The following is a 26,929-nucleotide window of genomic DNA, read 5'->3' as shown; positions in this document are numbered from 1 at the left end:
CAATTTGATGAAGTTATTTACACAATTTGAATCTTTAGAATTAGGAAAAGAGCTTATCGATCTAGCTTTAGCCTACAAGGCCAACCCGCTGCTAGATGCAGCCAAAGGCCAGGGCAAACGCATAGGTTGTATTTTCCTTAATCCTTCCCTACGAACTCGGGTTTCTACTCAAATAGCTGCGCAAAATCTCGGTATGGAAGCCATTGTCCTGAATATGGATAAAGAAGGCTGGGCTTTGGAAATGAAAGAAGGAGCCATCATGAACAAATCCACAGTCGAGCATATCAAAGATGCAGCAGGCGTTTTGGGAACTTATTTTGATATTTTGGCTATTCGCGCTTTTCCATCTTTGACCCACAAAGAAGAAGATGTGGCCGATTTTACCATACAGCAGTTTATCAAATACAGTGGCATTCCAGTGATTTCTCTGGAATCAGCTACCAGACACCCTTTACAAAGTCTTGCAGATCAAATCACCATTCAGGAACATTTGGCTGGAAAAAAGAAGCCTAAGGTTGTATTGACCTGGGGCCCACATATCAAAGCGATTCCTCATGCGGTAGCTAATAGCTTCTCAGAGTGGTCACTTGGAATGGGACATGATCTGACTATCACTCATCCGGCAGGATATGAATTGGACGAAGCTTTCACCAAAGGAGCAACCATTGAATACGACCAAGCCAAGGCCTTAAAAGACGCTGACTTCGTTTATGTGAAAAACTGGTCTGGATTCAATGACTACGGAAAAATCATTTCCACAGATTCTCGCTGGATGCTCACAGAAAATCACCTTGCCAAAGCTCCAGAAGCCAAAGTCATGCACTGCCTTCCCGTGAGAAGAAATCTGGAATTGTCTGACGAAATCCTGGATAGCTCCAGATCATTGGTTCAAAAACAAGCTGAAAATAGAATCTATGCAGCCCAAGCTGTAATCAGCAAAATCTTGGGATAATCTATCCTGAAACACTCAAACCTATGAAAATATCAATCATCAAAATCGGAGGAAATGTCATCGACTTCCCGGAGAAGTTGGATGAGTTCCTTGCCTTATTTGCCAAATTTCCGGGGCATAAAATCCTGGTTCATGGAGGCGGAGTATTGGCTTCCAGATTTGGTGAAAGCATGGGAGTCATGCCGGAAATGGTCGACGGAAGAAGAATTACGGACAAGGACACGCTGGACATTGTGACCATGGTCTATGCAGGCTTGATCAATAAAAACATCGTAGCCAAGCTCCAATCTCTAAAAGTCGATGCCATCGGAATGACTGGTGCAGATGGAAATCTGATAAGATCCATCAAAAGACCTGTCAAAAGCATAGATTATGGATTTGTAGGTGATATTCAGGAAGTAAACTCTAAGCTATTGGACACCCTATTGAACGCGGGTCTTCAGCCCGTGATCAACGCGATCACCCACGACAAAAAGGGTCAATTGCTCAATACCAACGCAGATTCTATTGCTTCCGCTTTAGCGACAAGCTTGGCAAAAGATCACCACGTCAAGCTCTATTTTTGCTTTAACAAAAGCGGAGTGCTGATCGATGAGAAAAATGACAGCTCCATCATTCCATTGATCAACGAGGACATTTACGCAGAATTGAGAAAGGAAAATGTCATCCATTCCGGAATGATTCCTAAGTTGGACAATGCATTTGCTGCCCTGGAAAAAGGCGTGCATCATGTATGGATTGGGAAAGCGGAAAACTTACTTCAGGCTGCAAAAGGCAAACTATCTGGAACAACCATAGAGCGTCACCGATACGATTTATACTGATGACGGATTTTGGAAATCTATACCAAGAAGCAGCTCAATTGTTGGAGAATCTGATAAGAATCCCTTCTTTTTCCAAGGAAGAAAACAAAACTGCAGATCTGATTCAAAATTTTTTGACAGAAAAAGGTGTGGAAACACATCGCTCAGGAAACAATATTTGGGCATTCGCCTCGGAATATAACCCCGTCCTTCCCACAGTCTGGCTTAATTCCCATCACGATACCGTGAAACCAAATTCCGGATATACCAAAGATCCGTTTTCTCCAACCTATGAAAATGGGAAGCTATTCGGATTAGGCAGTAATGATGCAGGAGGGCCATTGGTGAGTTTAATTGCCTGTTTTTGTCATTTTATAGGAAAAGACCTTCCGTATAACTTACTGATGATTGCCTCTGCGGAAGAGGAAATTTCTGGCCCCAATGGAATTGCCTCACTCATTCCTACTTTGCCAGAGGCTGAATTGGCAATCGTGGGAGAACCTACACAAATGAGGTTGGCTGTGGCAGAAAAAGGTCTTTTGGTAATAGATGCCAAAATCAAAGGAAAAGCCGGTCATGCGGCCCGAGAGGAAGGAATAAATGCGATTTATTTGGCCTTGGAAGATTTGGAGGAGATTAGAAACTTCCAGTTTACAAAGACTTCTCCATTCCTAGGAAGAACCAAAGTTTCCTGCACGGTCATCAAAGCAGGCCAGCAACACAATGTGGTACCGGATCTATGTGAATACACTTTGGATGTGCGAGTAACTGATGCTTATACTTTGGAAGGGGCATTGGAAGAACTTCAGGCGAATCTTAAGGCGGAGCTTCATCCGAGATCTCTCCGACTGCAATCCTCTCATTTACCTGAAAACCACCTGATGTATCGGGTAGCAGATGCCCTAGACTTAGAAACCTTCGGTAGCCCTACCCTTTCAGATCAGGCCTTGATTCCTTGGCCTTCTGTCAAGATTGGTCCAGGGGATTCCGCTAGATCTCATAGTGCCGATGAATTCATTTTTCTGGAAGAAATCAAAAAAGGAATCCAAGGCTATATCTCAATTCTCAATAAATACGCTGAACTCAGCTAAAAAGAAATTCTCATGAAACTTTGGCAAAAAGCCACCGGCAGCAAGAAAGAAGTGGAACAATTCACCATTGGAAGGGATCCTGAATTCGATATCATCCTGGCTCCTTTTGAAGTGTTGGGCTCCATGGCTCATGCTCATATGTTAGCTCAAATAGGTCTTTTGACAGAAGAAGAAAACGAAATTCTACAGAAAGGACTAAAGGAGATATATTTCGAAATCGAGCAGGGAAAATTCAGTATTGCTCCGGGTGTGGAAGATGTTCACTCCCAAGTGGAGTTTCTTCTCACAGAGAGATTTGGTGAGGTAGGCAAAAAACTACACAGTGGAAGAAGCCGAAATGATCAAGTTCTGGTGGATCTAAAGCTCTATTACCGCGCTGCTATTCAAGGAATTGTAGAAGAATCCAAAGAACTTTTTGATCTTCTGATCGAGCTATCTGAAAAGCACAAAGACGATTTGATGCCTGGATACACCCATACGCAATTGGCAATGCCGTCCTCTTTTGGGCTTTGGTTTAGTTCTTTTGCCGAGGGATTAGCTGAGGACATGAATTTGTTGAAAGCCGCTTTCGATCTTAGCAATAAAAACCCTTTGGGTTCCGCAGCAGGGTATGGCTCAAGCTTTCCGCTCAACCGAACTTTGACCACACGCCTTTTGGGATTTGGAGATTTGCACCATAATGTAATTAATGCCCAAAACAGTCGGGGAAAGACTGAAAGAACTTTAGGGTTTGCCTTGGCTGGAATTGCAGGAACATTAAACAAGCTGGCCACAGATGTTTGCTTGTTTATGAACCAGCATTTTGCATTTATTTCTTTTCCGGATGATTTGACCACCGGTAGCAGTATCATGCCTCACAAGAAAAACCCGGATGTATTTGAATTAATTCGGGCTAAAACCAATCAGATCCAATCTGTTCCCAATTCTATTGGCTATTTATTGACCAATATGAGCACAGGATATCACCGCGATATGCAGTTGCTCAAGGAAGAGGTTTTTCCTGCTATCGAAAGTCTATCGAGCTGTCTGAGCATGAGTACTTTTATGCTGAAATCCATCAAGATTAGGGAAAATATTCTCCAGGACTCTTTTTACAAGCACCTATTCTCAGTAGAAGTGGTGAATGACTTGGTACTTCAGGGCATGCCTTTCCGAGATGCATATAAGAAAGTAGGCCTGGATATCGAGGCGGATCATTTTGCTCCAGACCAAGGTAAAATCAATCACCAGCACGAAGGAAGTATCGGAAACCTTTGTACTGATGAGATCAAAGCCAAAATGGATCGATCCATAGATTCTTTTGATTTTGAATCGATTTTAAAAGCAATTTCTAAGCTTTTGGTCTAGAATTACTGTCATTCTGTCGATTTTCTGGAAAGATTCAAGGGAATTAGGTATTTTAAAAGGATATCTTTTTAGATATTCAAAAAACCCGCCAGCGCCCTATGAATAATCTTTTAGGTTCAAATCTAAAGTATGACCTTAAATCCAGTCTTGTAGTATTTTTAGTGGCCTTACCACTTTGTCTTGGCATCGCCGTAGCGAGTGGGGCCCCACCTATGGCTGGCCTCATTGCAGGGATTGTTGGAGGAATTGTTGTAGGTTCTTTCTCAGGTTCTCATGTCAGTGTCAGTGGTCCGGCTGCAGGATTGACTGTGATTGTACTCGACTCCATTTCTTCGCTTGGAACTCTCGAGTTGTTTTTGGCTACGGTAGTTGTTGCCGGACTCATTCAAATGGGAATTGGTTTTCTTAAAGGAGGGGTTTTAAGTTACTTTTTCCCTCATTCTGTAATCAAAGGAATGCTCACTGCTATCGGATTGATTCTAATATTGAAACAAATCCCACATGCACTTGGGTATGACAAGGACACCATGGGAGATGAGGCTTTTTTACAAGCCGATGAGCATAATACTTTTACCGAAATATGGTATGCAATTCAATATTACAGCCCTGGAGCTATTCCAATCGTATTGGTGGCATTGGGGATTTTGTTGGCCTTTGAAATCCCGAAAATCAAAAACCACTCCATCTTTGGAGTTATTCCTGGCGCTTTATGGGCAGTTATTTCGGGAATTTTGATCAATCTAGCTTATGGCAAATGGATTCCAAGTTGGCAATTAGATAATGAGCATCTCGTAACAATCCCTGTAGTAGGTTCTATTCAAGAATTTGGAAATCTTTTAACATTCCCTGATTTCGGGATGATTTTGAGTTCAAACTTTTGGATTATTTCGTTCACGATTGCAGTGGTAGCAAGTATAGAAACACTTCTCTGTATCGATGCTACCGACAAAATGGATCCCAAAAAAAGGATCACACCAGCAAGCAGAGAATTAGTTGCGCAAGGCATTGGCAACACAGTAAGTGGACTGATTGGCGGATTGCCGGTCACCGCTGTAATTGTAAGAAGCTCAGCAAACATTGCTGCTGGGTCCAAAACAAAGCTCTCTGCGATATTACACGGGTTTTTGTTGATTATTCTGATTATTTCTATTCCGGGAATATTGAACAAGATTCCATTGAGCTGTTTAGCGGCAGTTTTATTTGTAGTAGGCTACAAGCTTGCCAAACCCAAGATTTTCATTAATTCTTATGAAAAAGGTTGGGATCAATTCATCCCATTTCTGGTGACTGTATTGGCTATCTTATTTACTGATCTGTTGCTTGGAATTGGAATAGGAATGGTGTTCGGATTATTCTTCGTGATCAAAACCAACTTCAAAAGAGCCATTTCCATGACTGAGCATCATGGAAATTATCTGATTCGATTGCACAAAGATGTTTCTTTCCTGAATAAAGCATTTTTACTTAAAAAAATCGAACAAATACCTGAAGGGTGCAATGTGATAATTGATGCTACTAGAGCTAACTTTATAGATAATGACATCCGAGAAGTCTTGGATGATTTCATTGAATCTGGATATTCCAAAAATATTGAAATTACTATTCAAGGATACGATTACGAATTTACCGAAACACTATGAAACCTTACGAAAAACTCCTACTTCAAAATAAAGCATGGTCTGTTGAAAGAATACAGCATGACAAAAATTTTTTCCATAGGCTGGCTAACCAGCAAAAACCAAAATTCCTATGGATTGGATGTTCAGATAGCCGAGTACCCGCCAACGAAGTAACTGGCACGGATCCCGGTGAAATTTTTGTACACCGAAATATTGCAAACATGGTGGTTCATACGGACCTCAATCTGCTATCGGTTTTGCAATATGCCGTGGATGTATTAAAAGTCGAACATATCATTGTTTGTGGACATTATGGCTGCGGTGGTGTAGAAGCTGCCCTTGGCAATCATAGTTTTGGCCTGATCAATAAATGGCTGAGAAACATCAAAGAAGTGTATAGAATGCACCAAGAAGAAATTGATTCTATCAAGAATCATAAAGCTCAGGTAGATCGTTTGGTGGAACTGAATGTCTTAGAACAATGTCAGGATTTGATAAAGACCTCCATTATCCAAAAAGCATGGAGAGACAGAAAAGCTCCGCATGTTCATGGATGGGTCTATGGACTTGATGATGGGCTTGTGAAAGAATTGATTACTATAAAAGCAGACATGGAAAATATACCGCCGATTTTCAGGTATTTGGAAGATGAGTTGTAGATTTCATTGAGATATTTTTAAGCCCGGAATTTTGATATTAAAGATTCGGGCTTTTTATTTGTCCTATCCTTTCACTTTTTGGTGTAAGGATTTATAAAGAAGAGGCGAGAGACAGGCTCTAAGACCCTCTGGCAACCTGGAAAATCCAAGGTGCCAATTCCTGCCGAATGAGATGGTCTCATTCGGAACTATAAATTCCTTGCATAATGAACAAGCAATTTACTTCCCTTTACTTTCCTGGCACTATAGTATTCCTAAGGGAATCCATCCGCGTTTTGCTTTTCCTCATTTCCGAGTCACGCAGGCTTCGATTTGCTTATTGACTTCTCCTATCAATTTTCTTTTACTTAACCTAAACCTAAATTTCATGTCTACCAATTATCGTTTTGAAACGCTTCAGCTCCATGCTGGACAAAGCCCAGATCCTACGACTAATTCAAGAGCCGTTCCGATTTATCAGACCACTTCTTATGTTTTCAACAGTGCCGAACATGGCGCAAATCTGTTTGGGCTTAAGGAATTTGGAAACATCTATACCAGGATAATGAATCCTACCACGGATGTTTTCGAACAAAGAATTGCTGCCCTAGAAGGAGGTGTTGCAGCACTGGCAACAAGTTCAGGACAAGCGGCGCAGTTTATTGCGCTGAATAATATTCTCCAAGCTGGAGACAATTTTGTTTCCACCTCATTCCTTTATGGAGGATCCTACAATCAATTCAAAGTAGCATTTAAAAGAATCGGAATCGAAGCTCGTTTTGCCAAAGGAGATTCACCGGAAGCCTTCGAAAAGCTGATTGATGACAAAACAAAGGCTATTTACCTCGAAACCATTGGAAACCCAGAATTCAATATTCCGGATTTTGAAGCCATCGCTGCTTTAGGTAAAAAACATAGTATCCCTTTGATTGTGGACAATACCTTTGGGGCAGGCGGATACCTTTTTCAGCCTATTGCTCACGGGGCAAATATTGTAACTGCCTCTGCCACCAAGTGGATTGGAGGCCATGGCACTTCCATAGGAGGAGTCATAATCGATGCAGGTAATTTCAACTGGGGAAATGGAAAATTTCCGCAATTTTCAGAGCCTTCAGAAGGCTATCATGGATTGAATTTTTGGGAGGTTTTTGGAGAAAACAATCCCCTGGGATTACCCAATATCGCCTTTGCAATCCGTGCTAGAGTGGAAGGTCTTCGGGATTTTGGTCCAGCGATCAGTCCCTTCAATTCTTTCCTTTTACTCCAAGGTCTGGAGACGCTTTCGCTGAGAGTCCAAAGGACTGTGGACAATGCCTTAGAAATCGCTAAATGGCTGGAAAATCATCCGAAAGTCTCTAAAGTAAATTACCCTGGATTAAACAGCTCACCTTACCACTCACTAGCCAAAAAATACTTGAAAAATGGATTTGGAGGAGTTTTGAGTTTTGAAATCAAAGGTGATAAGGCAGCTGCATCTCAAGTAATCAATAACCTTCAGTTGATATCGCATTTGGCAAATGTAGGTGATGCCAAAACATTGATCATCCAACCTTCAGCCACGACTCACCAGCAATTGAGCGATGAGGAGCAAAAAGCTGCTGGCGTCACTCCTACTTTATTGAGGCTTTCTATAGGCATAGAGCATATCGAGGACTTAAAAGCAGACCTTCAGCAGGCTTTTGAAAAACTTTAATTATTGAATGAATCTAATCAGCGAATTCGCGGACTTTACCATGACACATGAAATTTTCCACTCTGAAAGCCCTTTAAATTTAGAATCCGGAGAATCTCTCAGTCAATTTGATCTGGCGTACACCACATATGGTCAGTTGAATCGGGATAAGTCCAATGTCATTTGGGTAATCCATGCTCTTACCGGGGATTCCAAAGCTGCAGAATGGTGGAGTGGTTTGATCGGAGAGGATAAGTTTTTTGATCCTTCCAATCATTTCATCATCTGTGCCAATCTCTTAGGAAGCAATTACGGATCTACCAATCCATTCAGCGTCAATCCAGAAACCGGAGAGCCTTATTTCTATGACTTCCCTCACATTTCTCCAAGGGATCTGGCTGCCAGCTTGGAAAGATTGAGAATTCACCTTGGGCTTGAAAAGATTCATACCTTGATCGGAGGTTCATTAGGAGGTCAGGTTGTTTTGGAATGGGCGTACACCCTTGGCAAAAAACTCGACAATGCTGTGATTTTGGCCTCAACAGCTAAGACATCACCTTGGGTGATCGGGTTTAATGAAACCCAACGGATGGCCATAGAATCTGATTGCACTTGGGGAGAAAAACATGAGGATGCGGGAAAAACCGGCCTATCCACAGCTCGAGCCATTGCGATGTTAAGTTATCGTCACCCCGATGATTTAGCTCGTAAACAGGCTGAAAATGAGGAAAAACTGGATAATTTCCGTGCAAGTTCTTATTTAAGATATCAGGGGCAAAAGCTTTCTAAGAGGTTTAATGCCTTGTCCTATTGGGTGCTTTCCAAAACCATGGATTGCCATGATCTAGGAAGAGGAAGAAATGGAGTGGACAAGGCTTTGGCTCAAATTGAGGCTAGAGTGTTGACCATAGGAGTAAATTCAGACCTCCTTTTTTTACCTTCTGAATCTCAGGAAATCAGTAGAAAAGTAAAACGAGGCACCTATAAGGAAATTAATTCTACTGCAGGTCATGATGCATTCCTGATCGAGTTTGAGCAATTGGCTTATATCCTTCAATCCTTTTATTTGGAACACTAAAAATGAAAACAGCGGGAAATTCCCGCTGTTTTCATTTTTTAACCTTGGTCCATTCCACTGTCCTGCCGACAAAAGAGAATCCTATGTAACCTTTCACTTCTAGTATTTCCGGTGATTTTAACTTGATCTCACAGGAATAAGTCTTTCCAGACTTGGGATCGTAGATCTCCCCTCCCTTCCAAACTCCTGCAGAGTATTTCAAGCCCTCCAGAATATTCAATCCCATCAAGGGTCTGGTTTTTAGTTTTGGGTCAGAATTCTCCCTATCAGTAGCCGGCTTACCATCCCGAATAGGTTCTTTTAACCAAATAATTTTTCCGATAAATTCTGAACCGGTTTTGATGATTTCAACTTGGGCTGTTTTCTCGGTATTGTACCAAACGCCCAAAATCGAGCTTTCTGATTGGGCAAAGACTTGAGCCATACCCAACAAAAGGAATGTCAGAAGTGTCAAACTGAGGTTTCTCATTTTCATAAACAAATAAGGGTTGATATCGCTAAATACGCCTAGATTTGAAATTGTTTTTAGATTTTGCTCGGAAAAATTACAAAAAATTGTGCCTCAACTAGTGTTTGAAGGATTCTCCCTGGAGATGTTAAGTGAAAAAGCTTTGTGGATCAATAAGTTGAAATCCTTACTGATTGCTGATCTTCATTTTGGGAAAGCTGCCCATTTTAGAAAAGCAGGAATACCAATCCCAGAGCCTGTTCATTTCACAGATCTGGAGAGATTGGAAAAGCTGCATCAAGCCCTAAGGCCTGTACACACCTACTTTTTGGGGGATTTATTTCACAGTGACTGGAATGAACAGTGGCCAAGACTGAATTCATTTTTGGGAAGGTTCATGGGAACCCAATTTCACCTGGTGAAAGGAAACCACGATATCCTTTCTCCTATTGCCTATACGCAGTCCATTTTAAGAATTCATGAAAAACCCATGAAAATTGGAGCCTTCATACTTTCCCATGAGCCTATGGAATTGGTGGAAGAAGGCTATCTCAATGTATGCGGCCACATTCATCCCGGAATTTCCTTGAGAGGAAAAGCAAGACAGTCTGTAAAAGTCCCCTGCTTTCATCTTTCAGGGAGGGTTTTGACACTTCCTAGCTTTGGGAATTTTACAGGTGCAATCTCCCTGAAACCCAAAAATCAGGATCAAATTTGGGGAATTTCAGGTCAAAAAATCATTCCTGTCCTTTCTGGCACATCGATTGGTTAAATCCCCTTGGCTTTTCTATTTTTGACAAGAACTTCCCAACTATGGCTAACCCAAACAGGCAGAAAAAAACTTTAGGACATTTCAAATTTGGTAGCGTACTGTTCAGCACCACACTTTCACTTTTTATCGTAGGCTTATTCGGGGTGATCTTGATTCAAGCCAGATCTCTCACCAAAATGATCCGGGAAAACATTGAAATCCAGGTTTTCTTGGAAAAAAATCTGGAAGAATCACAATTGAAAGAAATAGGAAACACTCTGAAAGGAAGACCTTTTGTACTCAGCAAAGCGGATACCGTAGGCATCCGATTCATTTCAGATGAGGAAGCTGCCGCTACTTTTGTAGAAAGTACAGGAGAGGATTTCACTCAATTCCTGGAAGACAATCCGCTTCGTGACAGTTATGTGATTTCGATTTCTGAAGAGTTTCAAACCTCTGAGCAATTAGAGACTATTGCCAAAGATCTTGAAACTATCCCTGGAGTTTTTGAGGTGAGTTACATGACAGATTTGGTGGATTCAATCAACAAGAATCTACTAAAGGTCAGCCTTGTAATGGGAGGTTTTATTCTCATTCTGATCATTACGGTGGTTATGCTCATTAACAATACTATTCGCCTGGCTCTATTTTCCCAGAGATTCCTTATCCGATCTATGCAATTGGTCGGTGCCACCCGGGGATTTATACGAAAACCGTTTTTAATACGGGCTTTGATTTTTGGGATGATTGCAGGTGCTGTCGCATCGGCCATTTTGTTTGGCTTGGTGGAATACACCAAATCCAATATTGAAGGCTTTGCCATGCTTCAAAATCTCGAAATGCTGCTTATTCTGTTTGGAGCCTTGATTTTGATCGGTGGAATTCTCTCTGTATTCAGTACCTTGCGTGCAGTGAATAAGTACTTGAATATGTCTCTAGACGAACTTTACTAAACCATGAACAATACTCCCCTACCCTTTTCTCCAAAAAATTACAAACTGATGCTGATCGGTTTGGGTATGATCATTTTGGGCTTTATCCTGATCAGCCTAGATGGAGAACCCCATGGCAATGGTGTCTTAGGCTTGACAATTGGACCGATTGTGACCTTGGCTGGATTTATTTTTGAGTTTTATGCCATTTTTGCCAAAGCAGAAAAAAACTAGTATCCCATTTCCATTTCGGAAATTAAACTAAACCCATGCAGCAAGAACCTTACGGAGAGGTATTTCTGATTGATAAACCATTGGAGTGGACTTCCTTTGATGTAGTAAAAAAGGTCCGAAACGCCCTCCGAATCAAAAAGGTAGGCCATGCTGGTACTTTGGACCCTTTAGCTTCTGGTCTTTTGATCGTTTGTGCTAGCAAAATGACCAAACAGATCGAAACGTTCATGGGTCAGGAAAAAGAATACACCGGGACTTTTGTAATTGGTTCAACCACCGAATCATTTGATCTGGAAAAGCCTGTAATTCCCGTGGCTGATGCTTCCTTTATCACGCTTGAGCAAGTAAAAGCGGTAGCAAATCAACTTACCGGAGACATCATGCAAATTCCGCCCATGCATTCGGCTATCAAAGTTGATGGAAAACGAGTTTATGAATCTGCGCGAGCCGGAAAAGAGGTCAAAATGGATCCAAGACCCGTTCAGGTTCGTGAATTTGAAATTACCCGATTTGAAGGCAATGAAGTAGATTTTAGAATTTCCTGCTCCAAAGGAACTTATATTCGAAGTCTAGCCCGGGATTTAGGAGAAATTCTTGGTGTGGGAGCTTATTTAAAAGCTTTGTGCCGAACCCGAATCGGCGAATTCAGGCTCACAGAAGCAAAAGATCTTATGATTTTGGTAGAGGAAATAAAAGCCCGACCCCATGAAAATCTATGAAGGACTCGAAGACTTTCATCCTATTTCCAATGCGGTAGTTACCTCAGGAACGTTTGATGGGGTCCATTTGGGACACCAAAAAATCATCGGGCGAATTCGGGAAATAGCCAGGTCTAAAGAAGGGGAAACCGTCTTGATTACTTTTTGGCCTCACCCCAGATTAGTCCTTTATCCTAATGAGCACAACCTTAGATTGCTATCCACTTTTGAAGAAAAGGCGAATTTGCTGAGGCAGTTTGGGATTGATCATTTGGTCACCATTCCCTTTACTCAGGAGTTTTCACAACTCAGCTCTGAAGAGTTTATCCAAAAAGTTCTGATCGATAAAATCCAGACCAAAGTCTTGGTGATTGGATATGACCACCGGTTTGGAAAGAACCGGGAAGGGAGTTTCGAATACCTACAAAATCATAGCAAAACATTGGGCTTTGAGTTGGAAGAAATCTCCCGTCAGGACGTAGATGAAATCGGCGTTTCTAGCACGAAAATCCGAAAAGCACTTGAGTCGGGAGATATTAAAACTGCTACAGCCTACCTTGGAAGGCCTTACGAACTGAACGGATTGGTTGTCAAAGGCCAGCAAATTGGTAGGTCAATTGGTTTTCCAACAGCTAACATCCATATTCCGAATAGCTACAAACTAATCCCAAGAGACGGCGTTTATGCAGTAGAGGCCAAAATTGACGGATTGTTATATAAAGCAATGCTGAATATTGGTAATAGACCAACTGTGGACGGTACATCCAAAACCGTGGAGGCACATTTATTTGACTTTCAGGGGGATCTCTACAATAAACAAATCACTGTTTATTTCATTGAATTTATTCGTGAAGAGAAGAAATTCAACAGTTTGGATGAATTGAAAAATCAGCTGGCCAAAGATCAAAGAATTGCTAAATCCATCTTATAACCCAAATAATAACCATGATAAATAAAACCGTAAAAGACGCCCGGGAGGCAGTAGCGGATATTCCCAGCAATGCTTTTTTGATGATGGGAGGATTCGGTCTCTGCGGGATCCCAGAAAACTGCATAGCTGCATTGTTAGAAAGAGACATTAATGGTCTTACCATTGTCTCAAATAATGCCGGCGTTGATGATTTTGGAATTGGACTTTTGCTCCAAAAACGCATGGTCAAAAAGATGATCTCCAGCTACGTGGGTGAAAATGCTGAGTTTGAACGTCAACTCTTAAGCGGAGAATTAGAAGTGGATTTGATACCTCAGGGAACTCTAGCTGAACGTGTCAGAGCCGGAGGAGCTGGAATTCCTGCCTTTTTTACTCCTGCAGGTGTAGGAACTGAAGTCGCTGAAGGTAAGGAATTACGTGAGTTTGACGGAAAGCTATACCTCATGGAAAAATGGCTTCGAGCAGACTTTTCTATTGTAAAAGCCTGGAAAGGAGATACAGCAGGCAACCTTATTTTTAAAGGAACTGCCAGAAACTTCAACCCTATCATGGCAACTGCCGGAAAAATAACCATTGCTGAGGTAGAAGAACTGGTTCCTGCAGGCGAATTGGACCCCAATGAAATCCACACACCGGGAATCTATGTCCAGAGGATTTTTCAAGGAAAGAATTACGAGAAAAGAATTGAGCAAAGAACCATTACCAAGTCCTAAACTGAAACCCAAATGCTAACCAAAGAACAAATCGCCCAACGAATTGCCCAAGAGGTGCAAAACGGGCAGTATATCAATTTAGGAATTGGAATTCCCACGCTTGTAGCCAACTACATTCCCAAATCATTGGATGTAGTTTTACAATCTGAAAATGGGCTTTTGGGAATTGGTCCTTTTCCAAGCGAAGAAATGGTTGATCCTGATTTGATCAATGCGGGAAAACAAACCATTACCATGGTTCCGGGTTCGGTCTTATTCAATTCTGCAGAGTCATTTGCCATGATTCGAGGTGGTCATGTTCATTTGACCATACTGGGCGCCATGGAAGTTTCAGAAAATGGCGATATCGCCAATTGGAAGATTCCGGGGAAAATGGTCAAAGGAATGGGAGGAGCTATGGATTTGGTTGCTTCAGCTGAAAATATCATTGTTGCCATGCAGCATTGCTCCAAAGATGGACAGTCAAAATTATTGTCAAAATGCACCCTTCCTATTACCGGAATCAAGTGTGTCAAGAAAATTGTCAGCGATTTAGCCGTACTGGAGATTCTTCCTGAAGGAGGATTTCTATTAAAAGAAAGAGCTCCAGGAGTGAGTGTCGAGGAAATTAAATCCAAAACTGAAGGCAAATTGATCGTTCCCGATTCAGTTCCTGAAATGAGATTATCTTAATTTTGCCCACGGGAACCTGAATTCTGAAAAACGGGTTTCGAGTAAAAATCCAAAGAATGAAAAAGTCCGATATAAAATTTCAAGTAGAACTTGACGAAAACAACCTCCCCAAAAACATCTTATGGGATGCTTCAGACAAAGAAGCCGAAGGCATGGAATCAACCAAAAGTATCAGTGTCAATGTTTGGGACAATTTAAACCACTCTACTCTTCGAATTGATTTGTGGACAGAAGAAATGTCTGTAGTAGAAATGAAGCGTTTCTACATTGATATTATCGGAGGAATGGCTCAGACAATTCTCAACAGTACCGGTGATGAATTCATGGCAGAAGAAATGAAAGATCTATGTGATCGGATGGTTCGCCATGTCAACGAAGAGAACAGCAAAAACGCTTAATTTTGAAATACTCATTAAAGAAAGGCCTGATTTGTCAGGTCTTTTTTTTGGAGTATAAAAAACATTCTAGAATTAACTAATTTATGAATTTTTAATAAAATGAGCCCCTTGTTTAACTTTTGATAATAGATTCTACTAATTGTTTTGGATTTTATTTAAAAATACCTCCAGTTTCCATTTAGCGCTATTTTTTGGAATTAATTCCCCCGATTATTTTTCGGTCAAAGAAGATTGAAAATTCGGTTTTTACTATAAATTTCGAGGAATTGGTAAGCTAAAACCGTCAATTACAAATCACCATAACAAAAATTCATCAATAGCCTATGAGAAATTTTACTCGAAAATTCTGGCAATCAGTTTTACCACTGGTGCTGCTGGTTTCCTTAGGAACTACTGCAGTATTTGCCCAGACCACAATCTCAGGTACCGTCACTGATGGCAGTACTAAAGAGACTTTAGTGGGAGTGAACATTCTGGTCAAAGGCAAAGTGATTGGTACAATCACAGACCTTTCTGGAAAATTTTCACTTAATGTAAATCAAGAACCTCCCTTTACGCTAATCTTTTCCATGGTGGGATACAACACCAAAGAAGTGGCAATTACAGGAGGGGTTTCTAATCTGAACGTCGTCTTGGAGGAATCCTCTATCATGGGACAAGAAGTGGTGATTTCAGCTTCACGTGTTGAAGAAAGCATCATGAAATCCCCGGTTTCAGTAGAAAAAATGGACATCATTGCCATTCGGGAAGTACCTCAGGCTAGTTTCTTTGATGCCTTGAATAATTTAAAAGGCGTGGAGATGAGTACTCAATCTCTGACCTTTAAATCTTTCAATACCCGTGGATTTAATGCAAATGGAAACGTTCGTACCGTACAAATGATCGACGGGATGGATAATCAGGCTCCAGGTCTTAACTTCTCTGTTGGTAATATTGTGGGGATTTCTGAACTGGATCTTGAAAGCGTGGAATTGCTTCCAGGTGCTTCATCTGCTCTCTACGGACCTAATGCCATCAATGGTATTTTGTTGATGAATTCTAAAAATCCATTCCAGTATCAAGGATTGTCTGCAAATGTAAAAACAGGCTTTATGAATGAAGCCAACAGAACTCAGGCAGGAACAGGATTTTATGATTTCAGCGTTAGATATGCTAAAGCATTCAATGACAAAATCGCTTTCAAAGTAAACCTTGCCTACTTGAGAGCTGATGATTGGCAGGCAAATGACTTCAGAGATCAATCTTTGCTAAATGGTTCTACCATCGAATCTGGTTCCATACTCAATAACCCTGGATACAATGGAGTAAATATTTACGGAGATGAGACCAATGTGAACATGTATAGCATTGCCCAATCCATGATCGCAGCCGGAGCACTTCCATCCGCTGCCCTACCCTTAGTTCCTCAGACTTTTGTTTCCAGAACAGGATATAGAGAATCCGATCTTGCAGACTACAATACCAAATCGCTCAAATTCAATGCAGCCTTGCATTATAGAATAAACGACCGAGTTGAGGCTATTTTGCAGGGAAGTATTGGATCCGGAACGACCGTTTATACCGGTGCAGACAGATATTCCATTGCAAACTTCAACCTAAGCCAATATAAGGCTGAGTTAAGAGGTGCAAACTGGTTTCTTAGAGCATACACCACTCAGGAGAGATCAGGTGATGCATTTGCTGTAGGTATTGCTGCTCAAGGGATCAATGAAGCATGGAAGCCAAGTTCAGTTTGGTTCCCTCAGTATGTAGGAGCTTACGTACAAGCACTCCAAGGAGGTCTTACCGGAAATGCTGCCCACCAGGCAGCAAGAGCGTTTGCCGATCAGGGAAGACTTGTTCCCGGCTCTCCTGAATTCCTGGCTGCTAAAAACAGAGTGATTTCCAAACCCATCCCAGGAGATGCAAGTGGTGTTGGAGCCAAATTCGTAGACAAAACCAACCTGTATCACTTTGAAGGTTCATACCAGTTCAAAGACATCACTTGGGCAGATTTTGTCGTTGGTGCAAATTATCGGATCTATCAGCTTAACTCAGAGAAGACCCTTTTTGCAACTGATGAAAATGGGGATGAATTCCTGATCAATGAATTCGGTGGATATTTCCAAGGTGCAAAAAGATTGTTTGACGACAAATTCAAATTGACCGCATCCATTCGATATGACAAAAATGAGAACTTCGACGGACAGTGGTCTCCAAGAGTTTCCGGTGTTTATTCCGTAGGAAACCACAACTTCAGAGCTTCTTATCAGACAGGCTTTAGAATCCCTACTACTCAGGATCAATACATTGACTTGGTAACTCCTCAGGCTAGATTGATTGGTGGTTTACCTCTTTTCAGAGATAGATACAACTTCTCCGGCAACCCAGTTTATACGCTTGCAACTGTAACTAACTTCGGAGCGGCCGTCTTAGCTGACACCCAGCCTAACTCACCTGTTTATCAAGCAAGTATCCAACAAGCAACTACTTTGGCAATTCAGCAGGCTACTGCGATTGTTACTGCTCAGGTACAAGCCGGACAAATCCCTGCTAGCCAGGCACCAGCTGCTATTGCTGCTTTAGCTCCAACTTTGGTTCCAGCCATTGCAGCTCAATTAGTTCCGGGTAATGCCGCTGCGGCTAATCAGGACAAGAAGGTGGCATACCAGCCAACCTCTTTCAAGCCAGAAGTAGTTAAATCTTACGAAATAGGCTACAAAGGATTATTTGCTAACCGATTGTTGGTGGATTCTTATGTGTATTTCAACCAGTTTGAAAACTTTATCGGAGGTCAGGTTTTAATTCAAGACAGAAACTTCAACCCATCCAGTCCAGCATCTGCATTGGGATTGAACCTTCTTTCTTCCAATACCAGAAATGTTTACTCTATGCCAGTAAATAGAACCGAGATCATTAAGTCTTGGGGCTGGGCTTTGGGAATGGATTATAAATTGCCAAAAGGATATAGCTTAGGCGGTAATGTATCTTACAATACTCTATCTAATTTGGAAGATTTTGCGGAGACAGGCTTCCAGCCTTCTTTCAACACACCTGAATACAGATATGTACTGAACTTCGCCAACAGAGAAGTCGTGAAGAACTTGGGCTTTGCGCTAGCTTATCGTTGGCAGGGTGAATTCGTATGGCAATCTTCTTTCGTTGGACCATCTGTATCCTCTCAGCAAAAATCTGTAATGCCTGCATTTGGTACATTTGACGCTCAATTCAGCTACAAGCTGAAGAGCTTAAAATCAATCCTTAAAGTGGGTGGAAACAACCTGTTTAGCGATGGATATCGTCAGGCTTGGGGTAACCCAACCGTTGGTACTATGTACTACGTAAGCTTGACTTTCGACGAATTCTTGAATTAAGAAATTCACAACCACCAACCTTAAAGCCATTCCATTCGGAATGGCTTTTTTTTATTCAATTAGATCAAAGGTTTTTCCTTGATTTGCTGACAGCTAATCAAGGAAGAAATCCAATACTATTTAATCTCCCCTATCCATGTGACCAGATATGTTTTTAGGTTCACCTAATTACAGAAATTGATGTGATTGGGCTTTCTTTCAAGAACATGTAGAATCTAATGGCTGATTAGACGAAGAATAGCCTACAGTGACTAATGTCATCAATTTTTGAACCGTCCCTATTTAAGCAATGGAATAAGGAGATTTTCTTTTCATTTGAATGATATAGAATGGAAATAAAATACTCGCCATCAAAAAAGGCTCCTCTTCATTTCTATGAAAAGAGCTGACTATGGAATTTCCCTAAACTCAAAAATGCTTTTACAGCTTGGATTTAGACAAAAAAAGAGCGGCTCAAACTTGAACCGCTCTTTCTAAAATTCTTTATCGACCAGAGTCACTTGATCCTAACCGGGTTAATGAACCTCTCCCATCATTTTTCGCAAGATTGGTTTCACCAAGAATAGAATTAAAGCTGAACCAATCACAGTATATACAATCATCATAAATTGATCAGGCATCGCTGCTATACCTTCTTCCGTTCCCCCACTGGCCTCTCCGGCGACAATTCCTGCAATAAGATTACCCAAAGCCACTGAAAGGAACCAGATGCCCATCATTTGTCCGCCGTAACCATTTGGCGCCAATTTGGTCACCAAAGACAGGCCTACAGGGGACAAACTCAGTTCACCAAAGGTGTGAAGTAGGTATGTAATGATCAGCCAGCTAGGCGCTGCCAATTCACCTGAAGCGGCAATTTTGGTAGCGAAATACATGACAAAGAACCCAAGTCCCAGTAGAAGTAGTCCAAAGGTGAATTTGAGTGGAGAACTGGGCTCAAGATTCATTCTTCCAAGCCAAACCCATAGAGCGGCAAAGAATGGTGCAAAAATGATAATGAATAGAGAGTTGATGGATTGGAAGTACCCGGTTGGAATTTCCCAACCAAGAATATTTCGGTCTGTAAATCGTTCTGCAAAGAGGTTTAGAGTAGAGCCTGCCTGTTCAAAGCCAGACCAAAACATCGCCGAGAAAAGGAAAAGTACTGCAATAACTCCAACTTTATTTTTATCGGATTTCTTCAGTCCCCCAAAAGCAATCACGTATCCCAAATATCCAAACGCCACAATTGCAATCACAGTACCGGATGCACCTGCGATGGCAGACGCATCGATCGGAATAATTCCGGTGAAAAGTACCCCAACAATTAGGGCAACAATAACTCCAACGATGGTGGTATTGGTTCTGAGCTTTTTCTGAGATTGGATTTCCACCTGGCTTGTCACCAAAGGAGCCTCACCGTATCCTTCCAAAGATCCACCTGTAAGCTTATATTGAATCAATCCGAAGACCATCCCCAAACCGGCCAAACCAAAACCAAGGTGCATGTCATATTCCGCCATGGTTGAGCAGGCAATTGGAGCAATAAATCCACCCAAATTGATTCCCATATAGAAAATTGAAAATCCTGCATCTCTCTTTGAGCTTCCTGCCGGATAAAGCTGTCCTACAATGGAGCTGATATTGGGTTTCAGTAAGCCCGTCCCCAAAACAATCAAAATCAATCCTAGGAAGAATGAATTAATGTCCAAAGAAGTCAGTGATTCTTTGGGACCGCTACTTCCATTGACCCAATTTTCAATTCCCGGGAGGGCCATCATGAAATGTCCAAGGGCAATGATAATTCCCCCATACCAAACGGATTTCTTCAGCCCAAAAAGTCGATCAGCCAGCCATCCTCCCGGGAGGGCCAAAAGATATACGCCCATGGTATAGAGTCCATAGACAGCTCCGGCGGTTTTGTCATCAAATCCCAATCCTCCATCGACAACTGCTTTTGTCATAAAGAGAATCAATAGCGCGCGCATTCCATAGTAACTGAAGCGCTCCCACATTTCTGTGAAAAATAGAGTCATCAGTCCTTTGGGATGTCCAAAGGCTGTTCCTCCTTTAAATTCCGAATTACTTAAATTTTCCAAGTGGTGATTGATTAGCTGTTATAAATTTTACAATGATAAGCCATTTTAGGCCTTGTTTCCAAAGATTTCTAGGCCGTAAAAGGAGGAAAAATTATGAAATCTTTAATTCCGCTTATTGATTATTTTCTATTTGAAGGAATTCTCAATTTTTCCGCTCTATTCTATCGAAATTGATCTTCGAAATCGATTGAAAAGCGAAATTTCGAGGTTTTTTTTGTTTTGGATTGAAATTCATTCCTTAATTTTGGGAAGACAATTTTCAGATTATAAACCCAAAAATCTATGCAGGACCTAGTTCTGGAAACCCAATCTCAATCAATTTCTGGCTTTGATCTACAGACTTCTGGAAAAGTTTATTTGAATCTTTCCCCAGCTGAGTTGGTCGAGCATTCCCTCGCCCGCAAAGAGGGACAATTGACTTCTACAGGAGCTTTAATGGCCGACACTGGGAAGTTTACCGGAAGATCTCCCAAAGACCGCTATCTGGTTAGGGATGAACTGACCAAAGATGCCGTTTGGTGGGGGGACATTAATATCCCTGTCTCTGAGGAGCAATTCCAGAATCTATTGGACAAAATGACTCAATATCTTTCGGATAAAGATCTTTTTGTAAGAAATGCTTTTGCAGGAGCTGATCCGAAATATCGATTGAATCTTCAAGTGGTCAACACTTGGGCTTGGCACAATTTGTTCTGCAACAACATGTTTTTGAGACCTACTCAAGAAGAACTGAAAAACTTTAATGCAGACTTTACCATTATTTGTGCTCCAGGATTTGAAGCTGATCCTGCCAAGGACGGGGTAAAAAATCCAAATTTTGCTATCATTAATCTTTCCAGAAGAATGATTTTGATTGGGGGTACGGGCTATGCCGGTGAAATGAAAAAAGGAATATTTTCTGTTCTAAATTTCATCTTGCCCCATCAAAAAAATGTGCTTTCCATGCACTGCTCTGCCAATGTTGGCAAAGAGGGTGACACTGCTATTTTCTTTGGCCTTTCCGGGACCGGAAAGACTACCCTTTCTGCCGATCCAAATCGCCAACTCATCGGAGACGATGAACATGGCTGGACAGAAAAGTCAGTATTTAATTTCGAAGGTGGATGCTATGCAAAAGTCATTGACCTTTCCAGAGAGAAGGAGCCTGAGATTTACAATGCTATCAAGTTTGGTGCGATCGTAGAAAATACCAGATTCAAAGAAGGAACTCGGGAAGTAGATTATGCCAATAGCTCCGTCACTGAAAATACACGTACTGCCTACCCAATTGACCATATTTCCAATGCTTTGGAACCGTCTGTAGCAGATATTCCTAAGAATATTTTCTTCCTGACTGCCGATGCATTTGGTGTCCTCCCTCCTATTTCCAAACTGAATAAGAGCCAGGCGATGTATCATTTTATTTCTGGATACACTGCAAAGGTTGCTGGTACTGAAATGGGAATCACTGAACCAAAATTGACTTTCTCAGCTTGTTTTGGAGCTGCATTCCTTCCACTTCATCCAACCCAATATGCCAAGCTTTTCGGAGAGAAAATGGAAAAACATGAAGTAAATGTCTGGTTGATCAATACAGGATGGACGGGTGGCCCCTATGGAATTGGCTCAAGAATGAAATTGGCCTATACCAGGGCAATGATTACTGCTGCACTAGAAGGAAAGTTAGACTTCGCTCCTTATGCGCAGGATAAGATTTTTGGATTTGAAGTTCCCAAAATCTGCTCCAATGTTCCTTCAGAAATATTGAATCCTAGAAATACCTGGTCGGATGCAGAAGCTTATGACCAGCAAGCGAAAGACCTAGCCAAAGCTTTTGTGGCAAACTTTGAAAAATTCAAAGATTTTGCCTCAGAGGACATTCTCCAAGGAGCACCGAAAATCTAAACATATAAAAGGAGTGATAATTCACTCCTTTTTCTTTAGATTATCTTAATAAAACCAGATCAAGTCCTATTTTTGCGTTCCGAAATTTAAAGAAGAGAAACAATTAATCATTCAGATAATTAATGAGAACCGCTGAAATAATAACAGAAAAAGGAACCATGAAAGTGGAGTTCTACGAAAAAGATGCTCCTAACACGGTCCAGAATTTTATTGATCTTTCTACCAAGGGATTTTATGACGGACTTACCTTTCATCGAGTGATTCCAAACTTTGTAATCCAAGGTGGCTGTCCAATCGGAAACGGTGCGGGTGGACCAGGGTACAAAATCAAGTGTGAACTTGACGGTGAAAATCAATATCATGACCGGGGTGTTTTGTCCATGGCTCATGCTGGGAGAAATACCGGAGGATCTCAGTTCTTCATTTGTCATAGCCGTACCAATACCGCGCATCTGGATAGAAATCACACTTGCTTTGGAAAAGTAGTCGAAGGACTTGAAGTCATCGATGCCATCCGAGCTGGAGATAAAATTGAAAAAATCGTCATTCACGAAGCTTAATACCAAGTCCCTCAAATGAGGGACTTTTTTATTGGGTTCTATTTTTTTTGAATTGGAATAGTTATTGAACTAAGGTCGATTCCTAATTCACACCCATGAAAAAATTTCTTTTGTCCCTCTTTGCTTTGGTGCTTCTTTCAGTTCCTTCAGCTATTGCACAACACTATGGAAATGCATTTGGTCTAAGAATGGGAAGTTCTAATGCCTATCGGACCTTAGGATTGTCGATGCAGCAAAGAATTGAAAAGAATGTAACCATTGAGGGAATCATCCAGACTGATTTCAATGTGAATCACAATCTTTCGGTGCTTGGTGAGAAGCACATGCCTATTCTTTCCAAAAGGCTTAATTTTTATTATGGCGCAGGACCATCATTCGGAATCGAAGAAAGCTTTGTAAAAGTCCCTGATTCAAAAGAAATCATTCACACCTATGGAAACAAAACTATTGGAGTGGATTTCATAGGTGGTTTGGAATTGGATCTTGCCGGACTTTCCATCTCTCTGGATTACAAGCCAAATCTCAACTTAGCGGGAAGAGAAGAGTTTTTTAAAGGTCAAACTGGTTTCACGGTTAGATCAATCTTAGTGAGTCACAAGGATCAGAAGAAAAACCAGAGAAAACGAAAGAAAGCTAAAAACGCCAAAAACAGCCCTCCTAAAAAATCCTTTTCAGACCTTTTCCAGAAGAAAAATTAATTCTAAGGTTCTGATTTTGGATTCTCTTTCCAATACATTTTCTCGTGTAGATCAGACCTTTTGACGATCTCCCGGTACCATTTCATTCTCAATACATTTTTCTCCTCTTCTGAAATATAAAAATCAGGGTGATTAAATTTTTCTGCTTTCTTGATTAGGTCAAAGAGAAAAATCGACGCGGAAACAGAGATGTTGAAACTATCCGTAAATCCCAACATAGGAATATGTACGAGGCCGTCCACCTCGCTTTTCACCTCTTCAGAGATCCCCTCATGTTCATTTCCAAAAACTAAGGCCAGCTTTTGACTTGCGTCCAAGTCATGGATAGAAATGGAGCTCGGGGAAGGACTCGTTCCATAAATCTTGTACCCTTTACTCCTTAATTCGTCAAAGCAAAGCTGAACCGAAGAACCCTCATCGCTATAATACTTGTGCAAATCCACCCACTGAGATGCTCCCCGAGTTACGTATGGATTGACCTTGTACGTATTGGTTTTTTCGATTACGTGCATGTCTTGGATCCCAAAACAATCACAGGTTCGGATCACCGCACTTGCATTATGCGGCTTAAAAATGTCCTCTAAGACCAAGGTGAAAAACCGGGTTCTTTTGCTTAAAACCTGTTCCATCACCGATTTCTTATGCTCGGTAATATACTGTCCGAGGTATTCTAATAAACCTTGATCAAATTGGACTTCCGATTCTTTAGTGCTCATAAATAAAAGAAGGGGCTATTAAAATAGCCCCAATTGTTCTTCATCGTCTTTTTTGACATTAAGGTCAATGGTACTTCCTACTTCCAATTCCTCATCGGAGGCATCCTCTTCAGCGCTGGTGGAATCATCATTTGACTCTTCCTTGGAATTCTCAGATTCGATCAATTGAATGTCATTGATTGGATTAGAGCTAACCTTGTTTCCGATTGCCTTCCAACCTTTGACATCGATCAGCATCTCCAAATCGTACTCCATCACTTCAGATTCCTTGCCTTTGAGGATAGTTACAGAGATTTGAGCCTGCCCATCAGTGGTGACTACCTTAAGATAGGACTGCTTGTGATCCGAAATGAAATTGAATCGCTTGTTGACAGTGGTAGTTTCTATCAAGAACCTCTTTACGAAATAAGTTTTTGAGCCTCCATCATAATACACGGCTGCGAGAACCTTTTGCGGGTCGAATTTTTCAATCAAAAGCACCTCCGAAGGTTCGTAACGATTGGTCAATTCAAAACCAGTCAGTTCGTAATCACCGTTTTTGTAGCAAACCAATATTTTGTCATCTCCTAGAAAATTACCGATCAATTTACCTCTGTTATCTGTATTCAGACGACCAACAGAAGGGTCATAATAAACATTAAGACCACCTAGAGTGGATTTCCCCTCCATTTTAAACTGGATTTTCCTTACCGGATACTTGGTCAGAATATTACCTCCGGCACCTCTTCCTTTGATTTCGATTTCCGCAAAATCAAAATCAAACACCTTAATTCTGGCCTTCGCTCCTTGGGTTAGATATACCGTGATCGTTTCAGCCTCGGCGTTTGGATTGGCTGTGAGGTAAAGGACTTTGGAGCCCTTTGTACCTTTTGTCAGGTCATATTCTTTATCCCGGGTGATTCCACCTACTTGGAATCTTTTGACCATCGCTCTTCCTGAAGTTCCATCCAGATAAATCAAATTGTAGGTCATCCGCTCATCGTTTTTGCGGAAAACTCCCACAAAAAGGATGTCTTTCCCCATAAAAAGCTTTTCCTGGATCTTGGAAACCACCATTTTACCATCCTTTCGGATGGCAATGATATCGTCAAGGTCTGAACAATCGCAGACAAACTCATCCTTTTTTAAACCAAAACCCACAAAACCGTCCGTTCGATTGACGTAAAGCTTGGCGTTGTTTGCCGCTACTACTGCAGCCTGGATGGTGTCAAAAGCACGGATTTCAGTCTTTCTTTCTCTGCCTTTTCCATATTTTTCCAGAAGGTTTTGGTAATACTTGATGGCATATTCAGTGAGATGCTTCAGGTTATAATTCACTTCTTTCAATTCATCCTGAAGTCGCTTCATCAACTCATCAGCCTTGAAAGCATCGTATTTCGAAATTCTTTTGATCTTGATTTCGGTCAACCTTACCAAATCATCCTGGGTGATTTCTCTGTAGAACTCTGGCTTGTAAGGATCCAATCCTCTATCTATCGCCTCCAGAACCGCATCCCATGTGGTACACTCTTCAATGTCTCGATAAATTCTGTTTTCGATGAAGATTTTTTCAAGGGAAGAGAATAGCAATTTCTCCATCAGTTCAGCCTTTCGAATCTCCAATTCTTGTTTGAGAAGCTTTTTGGTCTGATGGGTATTGTATTCGAGAATTCGGTTTACTGTAAGGAAAACCGGCTTCTCGTCGATGATCACACAAGCGTTTGGTGAGATGGAGACTTCGCAATCTGTAAATGCATAGAGCGCATCGATGGTCACGTCAGGAGAAGTACCCGGAGCCAACTGAACTTGTATCTCTACATCTTTGGCGGTATTGTCAACCACCTTTTTGATTTTGATCTTTCCCTTATCGTTGGCCTTAAGTATCGAATCAATCAAAGAGTCAGTAGTCACTCCATAAGGTATTTCCTTAATTAACAGCGTCTTACTATCCTCTTCCTCTATTCTTGCTCTAACCTTAATTTTACCTCCTCTCAGTCCTTCTTGATAGTCTGAGAAATCAGCCAATCCTCCCGTGATAAAATCCGGAAGAATATTGGTCTTATTTCCTTTCAAGATCTCAATAGACCCTTCGATCAATTCACAGAAATTATGAGGAAGGATTTTAGTCGAAAGTCCTACGGCAATCCCTTCTACCCCCTGTGCCAATAGCAAAGGGAATTTTACCGGTAAAGTGGTGGGCTCCCGCTTTCTTCCATCATAAGAAAGTTGCCATTCAGTCGTCTGAGGGTTGAAGACCACTTCCAATGCAAATTTGGAAAGTCTGGCTTCAATATATCGTGGAGCTGCTGCACCGTCCCCTGTCCGGACATCGCCCCAGTTACCTTGGGTTTCGATCAAAAGCTCTTTTTGACCCAAGTTGACGATTGCGTCTCCGATAGATGCATCTCCATGAGGATGGTACTGCATGGATTGGCCGATGATATTGGCCACCTTGTTGAACCTGCCATCATCCATTTCTTTCATGGCGTGGAGAATCCTTCTCTGGACCGGCTTCAATCCATCTTCAATAGCAGGAACGGCCCGCTCCAGAATTACATAAGAGGCATAATCCAAAAACCAATCTTTATACATTCCAGTCACAGGGACCGAATCGTGCAAGCTCTCGTCAGGCGTTTCGTTTACGTTATTTTCGTCACTCATTTGCAAATTGATTTAGGACCAAA

At 41.4% G+C, this 26,929-nt stretch carries 24 protein-coding genes and 1 riboswitch; of the genes, 20 read left to right on the top strand and 4 right to left on the bottom strand.

Annotation, left to right across the window (positions count from 1 at the left end):
• Positions 1-7 precede the first annotated feature (7 nt).
• The 8 genes from G458_RS0109110 (at position 8) to G458_RS0109075 (ending at position 9,200) form a co-directional block, all read left to right on the top strand.
• Positions 8-952, top strand: a complete 945-nt coding sequence (locus tag G458_RS0109110) for a Rossmann-fold NAD(P)-binding domain-containing protein (RefSeq protein ID WP_026951635.1) — start codon at positions 8-10, stop codon at positions 950-952.
• A gap of 23 nt (positions 953-975) precedes the next feature.
• Entirely contained in the window at positions 976-1,776 is an 801-nt protein-coding gene (gene argB, locus G458_RS0109105) for an acetylglutamate kinase (RefSeq protein WP_026951634.1), read from the top strand.
• Positions 1,776-2,846 carry a M20 family metallo-hydrolase gene (locus tag G458_RS0109100; protein WP_026951633.1) on the top strand — a complete coding sequence of 357 codons (1,071 nt, stop codon included), beginning with the start codon at positions 1,776-1,778 and terminating at the stop codon, positions 2,844-2,846. Before argB ends, G458_RS0109100 begins: the two co-directional genes overlap by 1 nt.
• 12 nt (positions 2,847-2,858) lie before the next feature.
• Positions 2,859-4,193: an argininosuccinate lyase gene (gene argH / locus G458_RS0109095; RefSeq protein WP_026951632.1), complete on the top strand. Its 1,335-nt coding sequence runs from the start codon at positions 2,859-2,861 to the stop codon at positions 4,191-4,193.
• A gap of 98 nt (positions 4,194-4,291) precedes the next feature.
• On the top strand, positions 4,292-5,833 hold the full coding sequence (locus G458_RS0109090; RefSeq protein ID WP_026951631.1) for a SulP family inorganic anion transporter: 1,542 nt from the start codon (positions 4,292-4,294) through the stop codon (positions 5,831-5,833).
• A complete protein-coding gene (gene can / locus G458_RS0109085) occupies positions 5,830-6,471 on the top strand; it encodes a carbonate dehydratase (RefSeq protein WP_026951630.1) in 642 nt (213 codons plus the stop codon). The genes G458_RS0109090 and can overlap by 4 nt, the downstream gene beginning before the upstream one ends.
• Before the next feature lie 88 nt (positions 6,472-6,559).
• A riboswitch (SAM riboswitch) is annotated at positions 6,560-6,668 on the top strand.
• Positions 6,669-6,838: 170 nt separating this feature from the next.
• Positions 6,839-8,143, top strand: coding sequence for an O-acetylhomoserine aminocarboxypropyltransferase/cysteine synthase family protein (locus G458_RS0109080; protein WP_026951629.1), 1,305 nt, complete (start codon positions 6,839-6,841; stop codon positions 8,141-8,143).
• A 7-nt stretch (positions 8,144-8,150) separates the two neighbouring features.
• On the top strand, positions 8,151-9,200 hold the full coding sequence (locus G458_RS0109075) for a homoserine O-acetyltransferase family protein (RefSeq protein WP_026951628.1): 1,050 nt from the start codon (positions 8,151-8,153) through the stop codon (positions 9,198-9,200).
• A 31-nt stretch (positions 9,201-9,231) separates the two neighbouring features.
• Here the strand turns inward: G458_RS0109075 and G458_RS0109070 are convergent, their stop codons facing one another.
• Positions 9,232-9,675, bottom strand: coding sequence for a DUF2147 domain-containing protein (locus G458_RS0109070; protein WP_026951627.1), 444 nt, complete (start codon positions 9,673-9,675; stop codon positions 9,232-9,234).
• An 82-nt stretch (positions 9,676-9,757) separates the two neighbouring features.
• On the opposite strand from G458_RS0109070, the gene pdeM reads away from it, so the two are divergent.
• From pdeM to G458_RS0109025, 9 genes are all read left to right on the top strand, one after another.
• Entirely contained in the window at positions 9,758-10,420 is a 663-nt protein-coding gene (gene pdeM, locus G458_RS0109065) for a ligase-associated DNA damage response endonuclease PdeM (protein ID WP_245579251.1), read from the top strand.
• Positions 10,421-10,461: 41 nt separating this feature from the next.
• The gene (locus G458_RS0109060) at positions 10,462-11,352 is read left to right on the top strand and encodes a cell division protein FtsX (protein WP_026951625.1); all 891 of its coding nucleotides are present in this window, start codon (positions 10,462-10,464) and stop codon (positions 11,350-11,352) included.
• A gap of 3 nt (positions 11,353-11,355) precedes the next feature.
• Positions 11,356-11,565, top strand: coding sequence for a DUF3098 domain-containing protein (locus tag G458_RS0109055; RefSeq protein WP_026951624.1), 210 nt, complete (start codon positions 11,356-11,358; stop codon positions 11,563-11,565).
• Between the two features lie 35 nt (positions 11,566-11,600).
• A complete protein-coding gene (gene truB / locus G458_RS0109050) occupies positions 11,601-12,284 on the top strand; it encodes a tRNA pseudouridine(55) synthase TruB (protein WP_026951623.1) in 684 nt (227 codons plus the stop codon).
• On the top strand, positions 12,271-13,194 hold the full coding sequence (locus G458_RS0109045; RefSeq protein ID WP_026951622.1) for a bifunctional riboflavin kinase/FAD synthetase: 924 nt from the start codon (positions 12,271-12,273) through the stop codon (positions 13,192-13,194). The genes truB and G458_RS0109045 overlap by 14 nt, the downstream gene beginning before the upstream one ends.
• 14 nt (positions 13,195-13,208) lie before the next feature.
• Positions 13,209-13,907, top strand: coding sequence for a CoA transferase subunit A (locus tag G458_RS0109040; protein WP_026951621.1), 699 nt, complete (start codon positions 13,209-13,211; stop codon positions 13,905-13,907).
• 12 nt (positions 13,908-13,919) lie between these two features.
• Positions 13,920-14,579 carry a 3-oxoacid CoA-transferase subunit B gene (locus tag G458_RS0109035; protein WP_026951620.1) on the top strand — a complete coding sequence of 220 codons (660 nt, stop codon included), beginning with the start codon at positions 13,920-13,922 and terminating at the stop codon, positions 14,577-14,579.
• 56 nt (positions 14,580-14,635) lie between these two features.
• A complete protein-coding gene (gldC, locus tag G458_RS0109030; protein WP_026951619.1) occupies positions 14,636-14,977 on the top strand; it encodes a gliding motility protein GldC in 342 nt (113 codons plus the stop codon).
• A gap of 323 nt (positions 14,978-15,300) precedes the next feature.
• On the top strand, positions 15,301-18,330 hold the full coding sequence (locus G458_RS0109025) for a TonB-dependent receptor domain-containing protein (protein WP_026951618.1): 3,030 nt from the start codon (positions 15,301-15,303) through the stop codon (positions 18,328-18,330).
• A gap of 515 nt (positions 18,331-18,845) precedes the next feature.
• Here G458_RS0109025 and G458_RS0109015 read toward each other — a convergent pair.
• Positions 18,846-20,345, bottom strand: coding sequence for a peptide MFS transporter (locus tag G458_RS0109015; protein WP_157359748.1), 1,500 nt, complete (start codon positions 20,343-20,345; stop codon positions 18,846-18,848).
• A 345-nt stretch (positions 20,346-20,690) separates the two neighbouring features.
• On the opposite strand from G458_RS0109015, the gene pckA reads away from it, so the two are divergent.
• From pckA to G458_RS0108995, 3 genes are all read left to right on the top strand, one after another.
• The gene (pckA, locus tag G458_RS0109005) at positions 20,691-22,292 is read left to right on the top strand and encodes a phosphoenolpyruvate carboxykinase (ATP) (RefSeq protein WP_026951615.1); all 1,602 of its coding nucleotides are present in this window, start codon (positions 20,691-20,693) and stop codon (positions 22,290-22,292) included.
• 122 nt (positions 22,293-22,414) lie between these two features.
• Positions 22,415-22,852, top strand: coding sequence for a peptidylprolyl isomerase (locus G458_RS0109000; protein WP_026951614.1), 438 nt, complete (start codon positions 22,415-22,417; stop codon positions 22,850-22,852).
• 95 nt (positions 22,853-22,947) lie between these two features.
• Positions 22,948-23,550, top strand: a complete 603-nt coding sequence (locus tag G458_RS0108995) for a hypothetical protein (protein ID WP_026951613.1) — start codon at positions 22,948-22,950, stop codon at positions 23,548-23,550.
• A gap of 2 nt (positions 23,551-23,552) precedes the next feature.
• Here the strand turns inward: G458_RS0108995 and G458_RS0108990 are convergent, their stop codons facing one another.
• Both G458_RS0108990 and G458_RS0108985 read right to left on the bottom strand, forming a co-directional pair.
• Positions 23,553-24,266 carry a TrmH family RNA methyltransferase gene (locus G458_RS0108990; RefSeq protein ID WP_026951612.1) on the bottom strand — a complete coding sequence of 238 codons (714 nt, stop codon included), beginning with the start codon at positions 24,264-24,266 and terminating at the stop codon, positions 23,553-23,555.
• Between the two features lie 18 nt (positions 24,267-24,284).
• Positions 24,285-26,906 (bottom strand): DNA gyrase/topoisomerase IV subunit A, encoded by a 2,622-nt coding sequence (locus G458_RS0108985; RefSeq protein WP_026951611.1) that lies wholly within the window; start codon positions 26,904-26,906, stop codon positions 24,285-24,287.
• Between the last annotated feature and the right edge of the window lie 23 nt (positions 26,907-26,929).

The sequence above is a fragment of the Algoriphagus mannitolivorans DSM 15301 genome, from assembly GCF_000429425.1.
GTDB lineage: Bacteria > Bacteroidota > Bacteroidia > Cytophagales > Cyclobacteriaceae > Algoriphagus > Algoriphagus mannitolivorans.
Note: the sequence above shows the minus strand (reverse complement) of the source record. Positions and strands in the feature narration are given on the sequence as shown.

Excerpts from the sequence above, each read along its gene's own strand:
- G458_RS0109110 (WP_026951635.1), top strand. The coding sequence starts at position 8 with ATGAAGTTATTTACACAATTTGAATCTTTAGAATTAGGAAAAGAGCTT.
- argB (WP_026951634.1), top strand. The coding sequence starts at position 976 with ATGAAAATATCAATCATCAAAATCGGAGGAAATGTCATCGACTTCCCG.
- G458_RS0109100 (WP_026951633.1), top strand. The coding sequence starts at position 1,776 with ATGACGGATTTTGGAAATCTATACCAAGAAGCAGCTCAATTGTTGGAG.
- argH (WP_026951632.1), top strand. The coding sequence starts at position 2,859 with ATGAAACTTTGGCAAAAAGCCACCGGCAGCAAGAAAGAAGTGGAACAA.
- G458_RS0109090 (WP_026951631.1), top strand. The coding sequence starts at position 4,292 with ATGAATAATCTTTTAGGTTCAAATCTAAAGTATGACCTTAAATCCAGT.
- can (WP_026951630.1), top strand. The coding sequence starts at position 5,830 with ATGAAACCTTACGAAAAACTCCTACTTCAAAATAAAGCATGGTCTGTT.
- G458_RS0109080 (WP_026951629.1), top strand. The coding sequence starts at position 6,839 with ATGTCTACCAATTATCGTTTTGAAACGCTTCAGCTCCATGCTGGACAA.
- G458_RS0109075 (WP_026951628.1), top strand. The coding sequence starts at position 8,151 with ATGAATCTAATCAGCGAATTCGCGGACTTTACCATGACACATGAAATT.
- G458_RS0109070 (WP_026951627.1), bottom strand. The coding sequence starts at position 9,675 with ATGAAAATGAGAAACCTCAGTTTGACACTTCTGACATTCCTTTTGTTG.
- G458_RS0109060 (WP_026951625.1), top strand. The coding sequence starts at position 10,462 with ATGGCTAACCCAAACAGGCAGAAAAAAACTTTAGGACATTTCAAATTT.
- G458_RS0109055 (WP_026951624.1), top strand. The coding sequence starts at position 11,356 with ATGAACAATACTCCCCTACCCTTTTCTCCAAAAAATTACAAACTGATG.
- truB (WP_026951623.1), top strand. The coding sequence starts at position 11,601 with ATGCAGCAAGAACCTTACGGAGAGGTATTTCTGATTGATAAACCATTG.
- G458_RS0109045 (WP_026951622.1), top strand. The coding sequence starts at position 12,271 with ATGAAAATCTATGAAGGACTCGAAGACTTTCATCCTATTTCCAATGCG.
- G458_RS0109040 (WP_026951621.1), top strand. The coding sequence starts at position 13,209 with ATGATAAATAAAACCGTAAAAGACGCCCGGGAGGCAGTAGCGGATATT.
- G458_RS0109035 (WP_026951620.1), top strand. The coding sequence starts at position 13,920 with ATGCTAACCAAAGAACAAATCGCCCAACGAATTGCCCAAGAGGTGCAA.
- gldC (WP_026951619.1), top strand. The coding sequence starts at position 14,636 with ATGAAAAAGTCCGATATAAAATTTCAAGTAGAACTTGACGAAAACAAC.
- G458_RS0109025 (WP_026951618.1), top strand. The coding sequence starts at position 15,301 with ATGAGAAATTTTACTCGAAAATTCTGGCAATCAGTTTTACCACTGGTG.
- G458_RS0109015 (WP_157359748.1), bottom strand. The coding sequence starts at position 20,345 with ATGACTCTATTTTTCACAGAAATGTGGGAGCGCTTCAGTTACTATGGA.
- pckA (WP_026951615.1), top strand. The coding sequence starts at position 20,691 with ATGCAGGACCTAGTTCTGGAAACCCAATCTCAATCAATTTCTGGCTTT.
- G458_RS0109000 (WP_026951614.1), top strand. The coding sequence starts at position 22,415 with ATGAGAACCGCTGAAATAATAACAGAAAAAGGAACCATGAAAGTGGAG.
- G458_RS0108995 (WP_026951613.1), top strand. The coding sequence starts at position 22,948 with ATGAAAAAATTTCTTTTGTCCCTCTTTGCTTTGGTGCTTCTTTCAGTT.
- G458_RS0108990 (WP_026951612.1), bottom strand. The coding sequence starts at position 24,266 with ATGAGCACTAAAGAATCGGAAGTCCAATTTGATCAAGGTTTATTAGAA.
- G458_RS0108985 (WP_026951611.1), bottom strand. The coding sequence starts at position 26,906 with ATGAGTGACGAAAATAACGTAAACGAAACGCCTGACGAGAGCTTGCAC.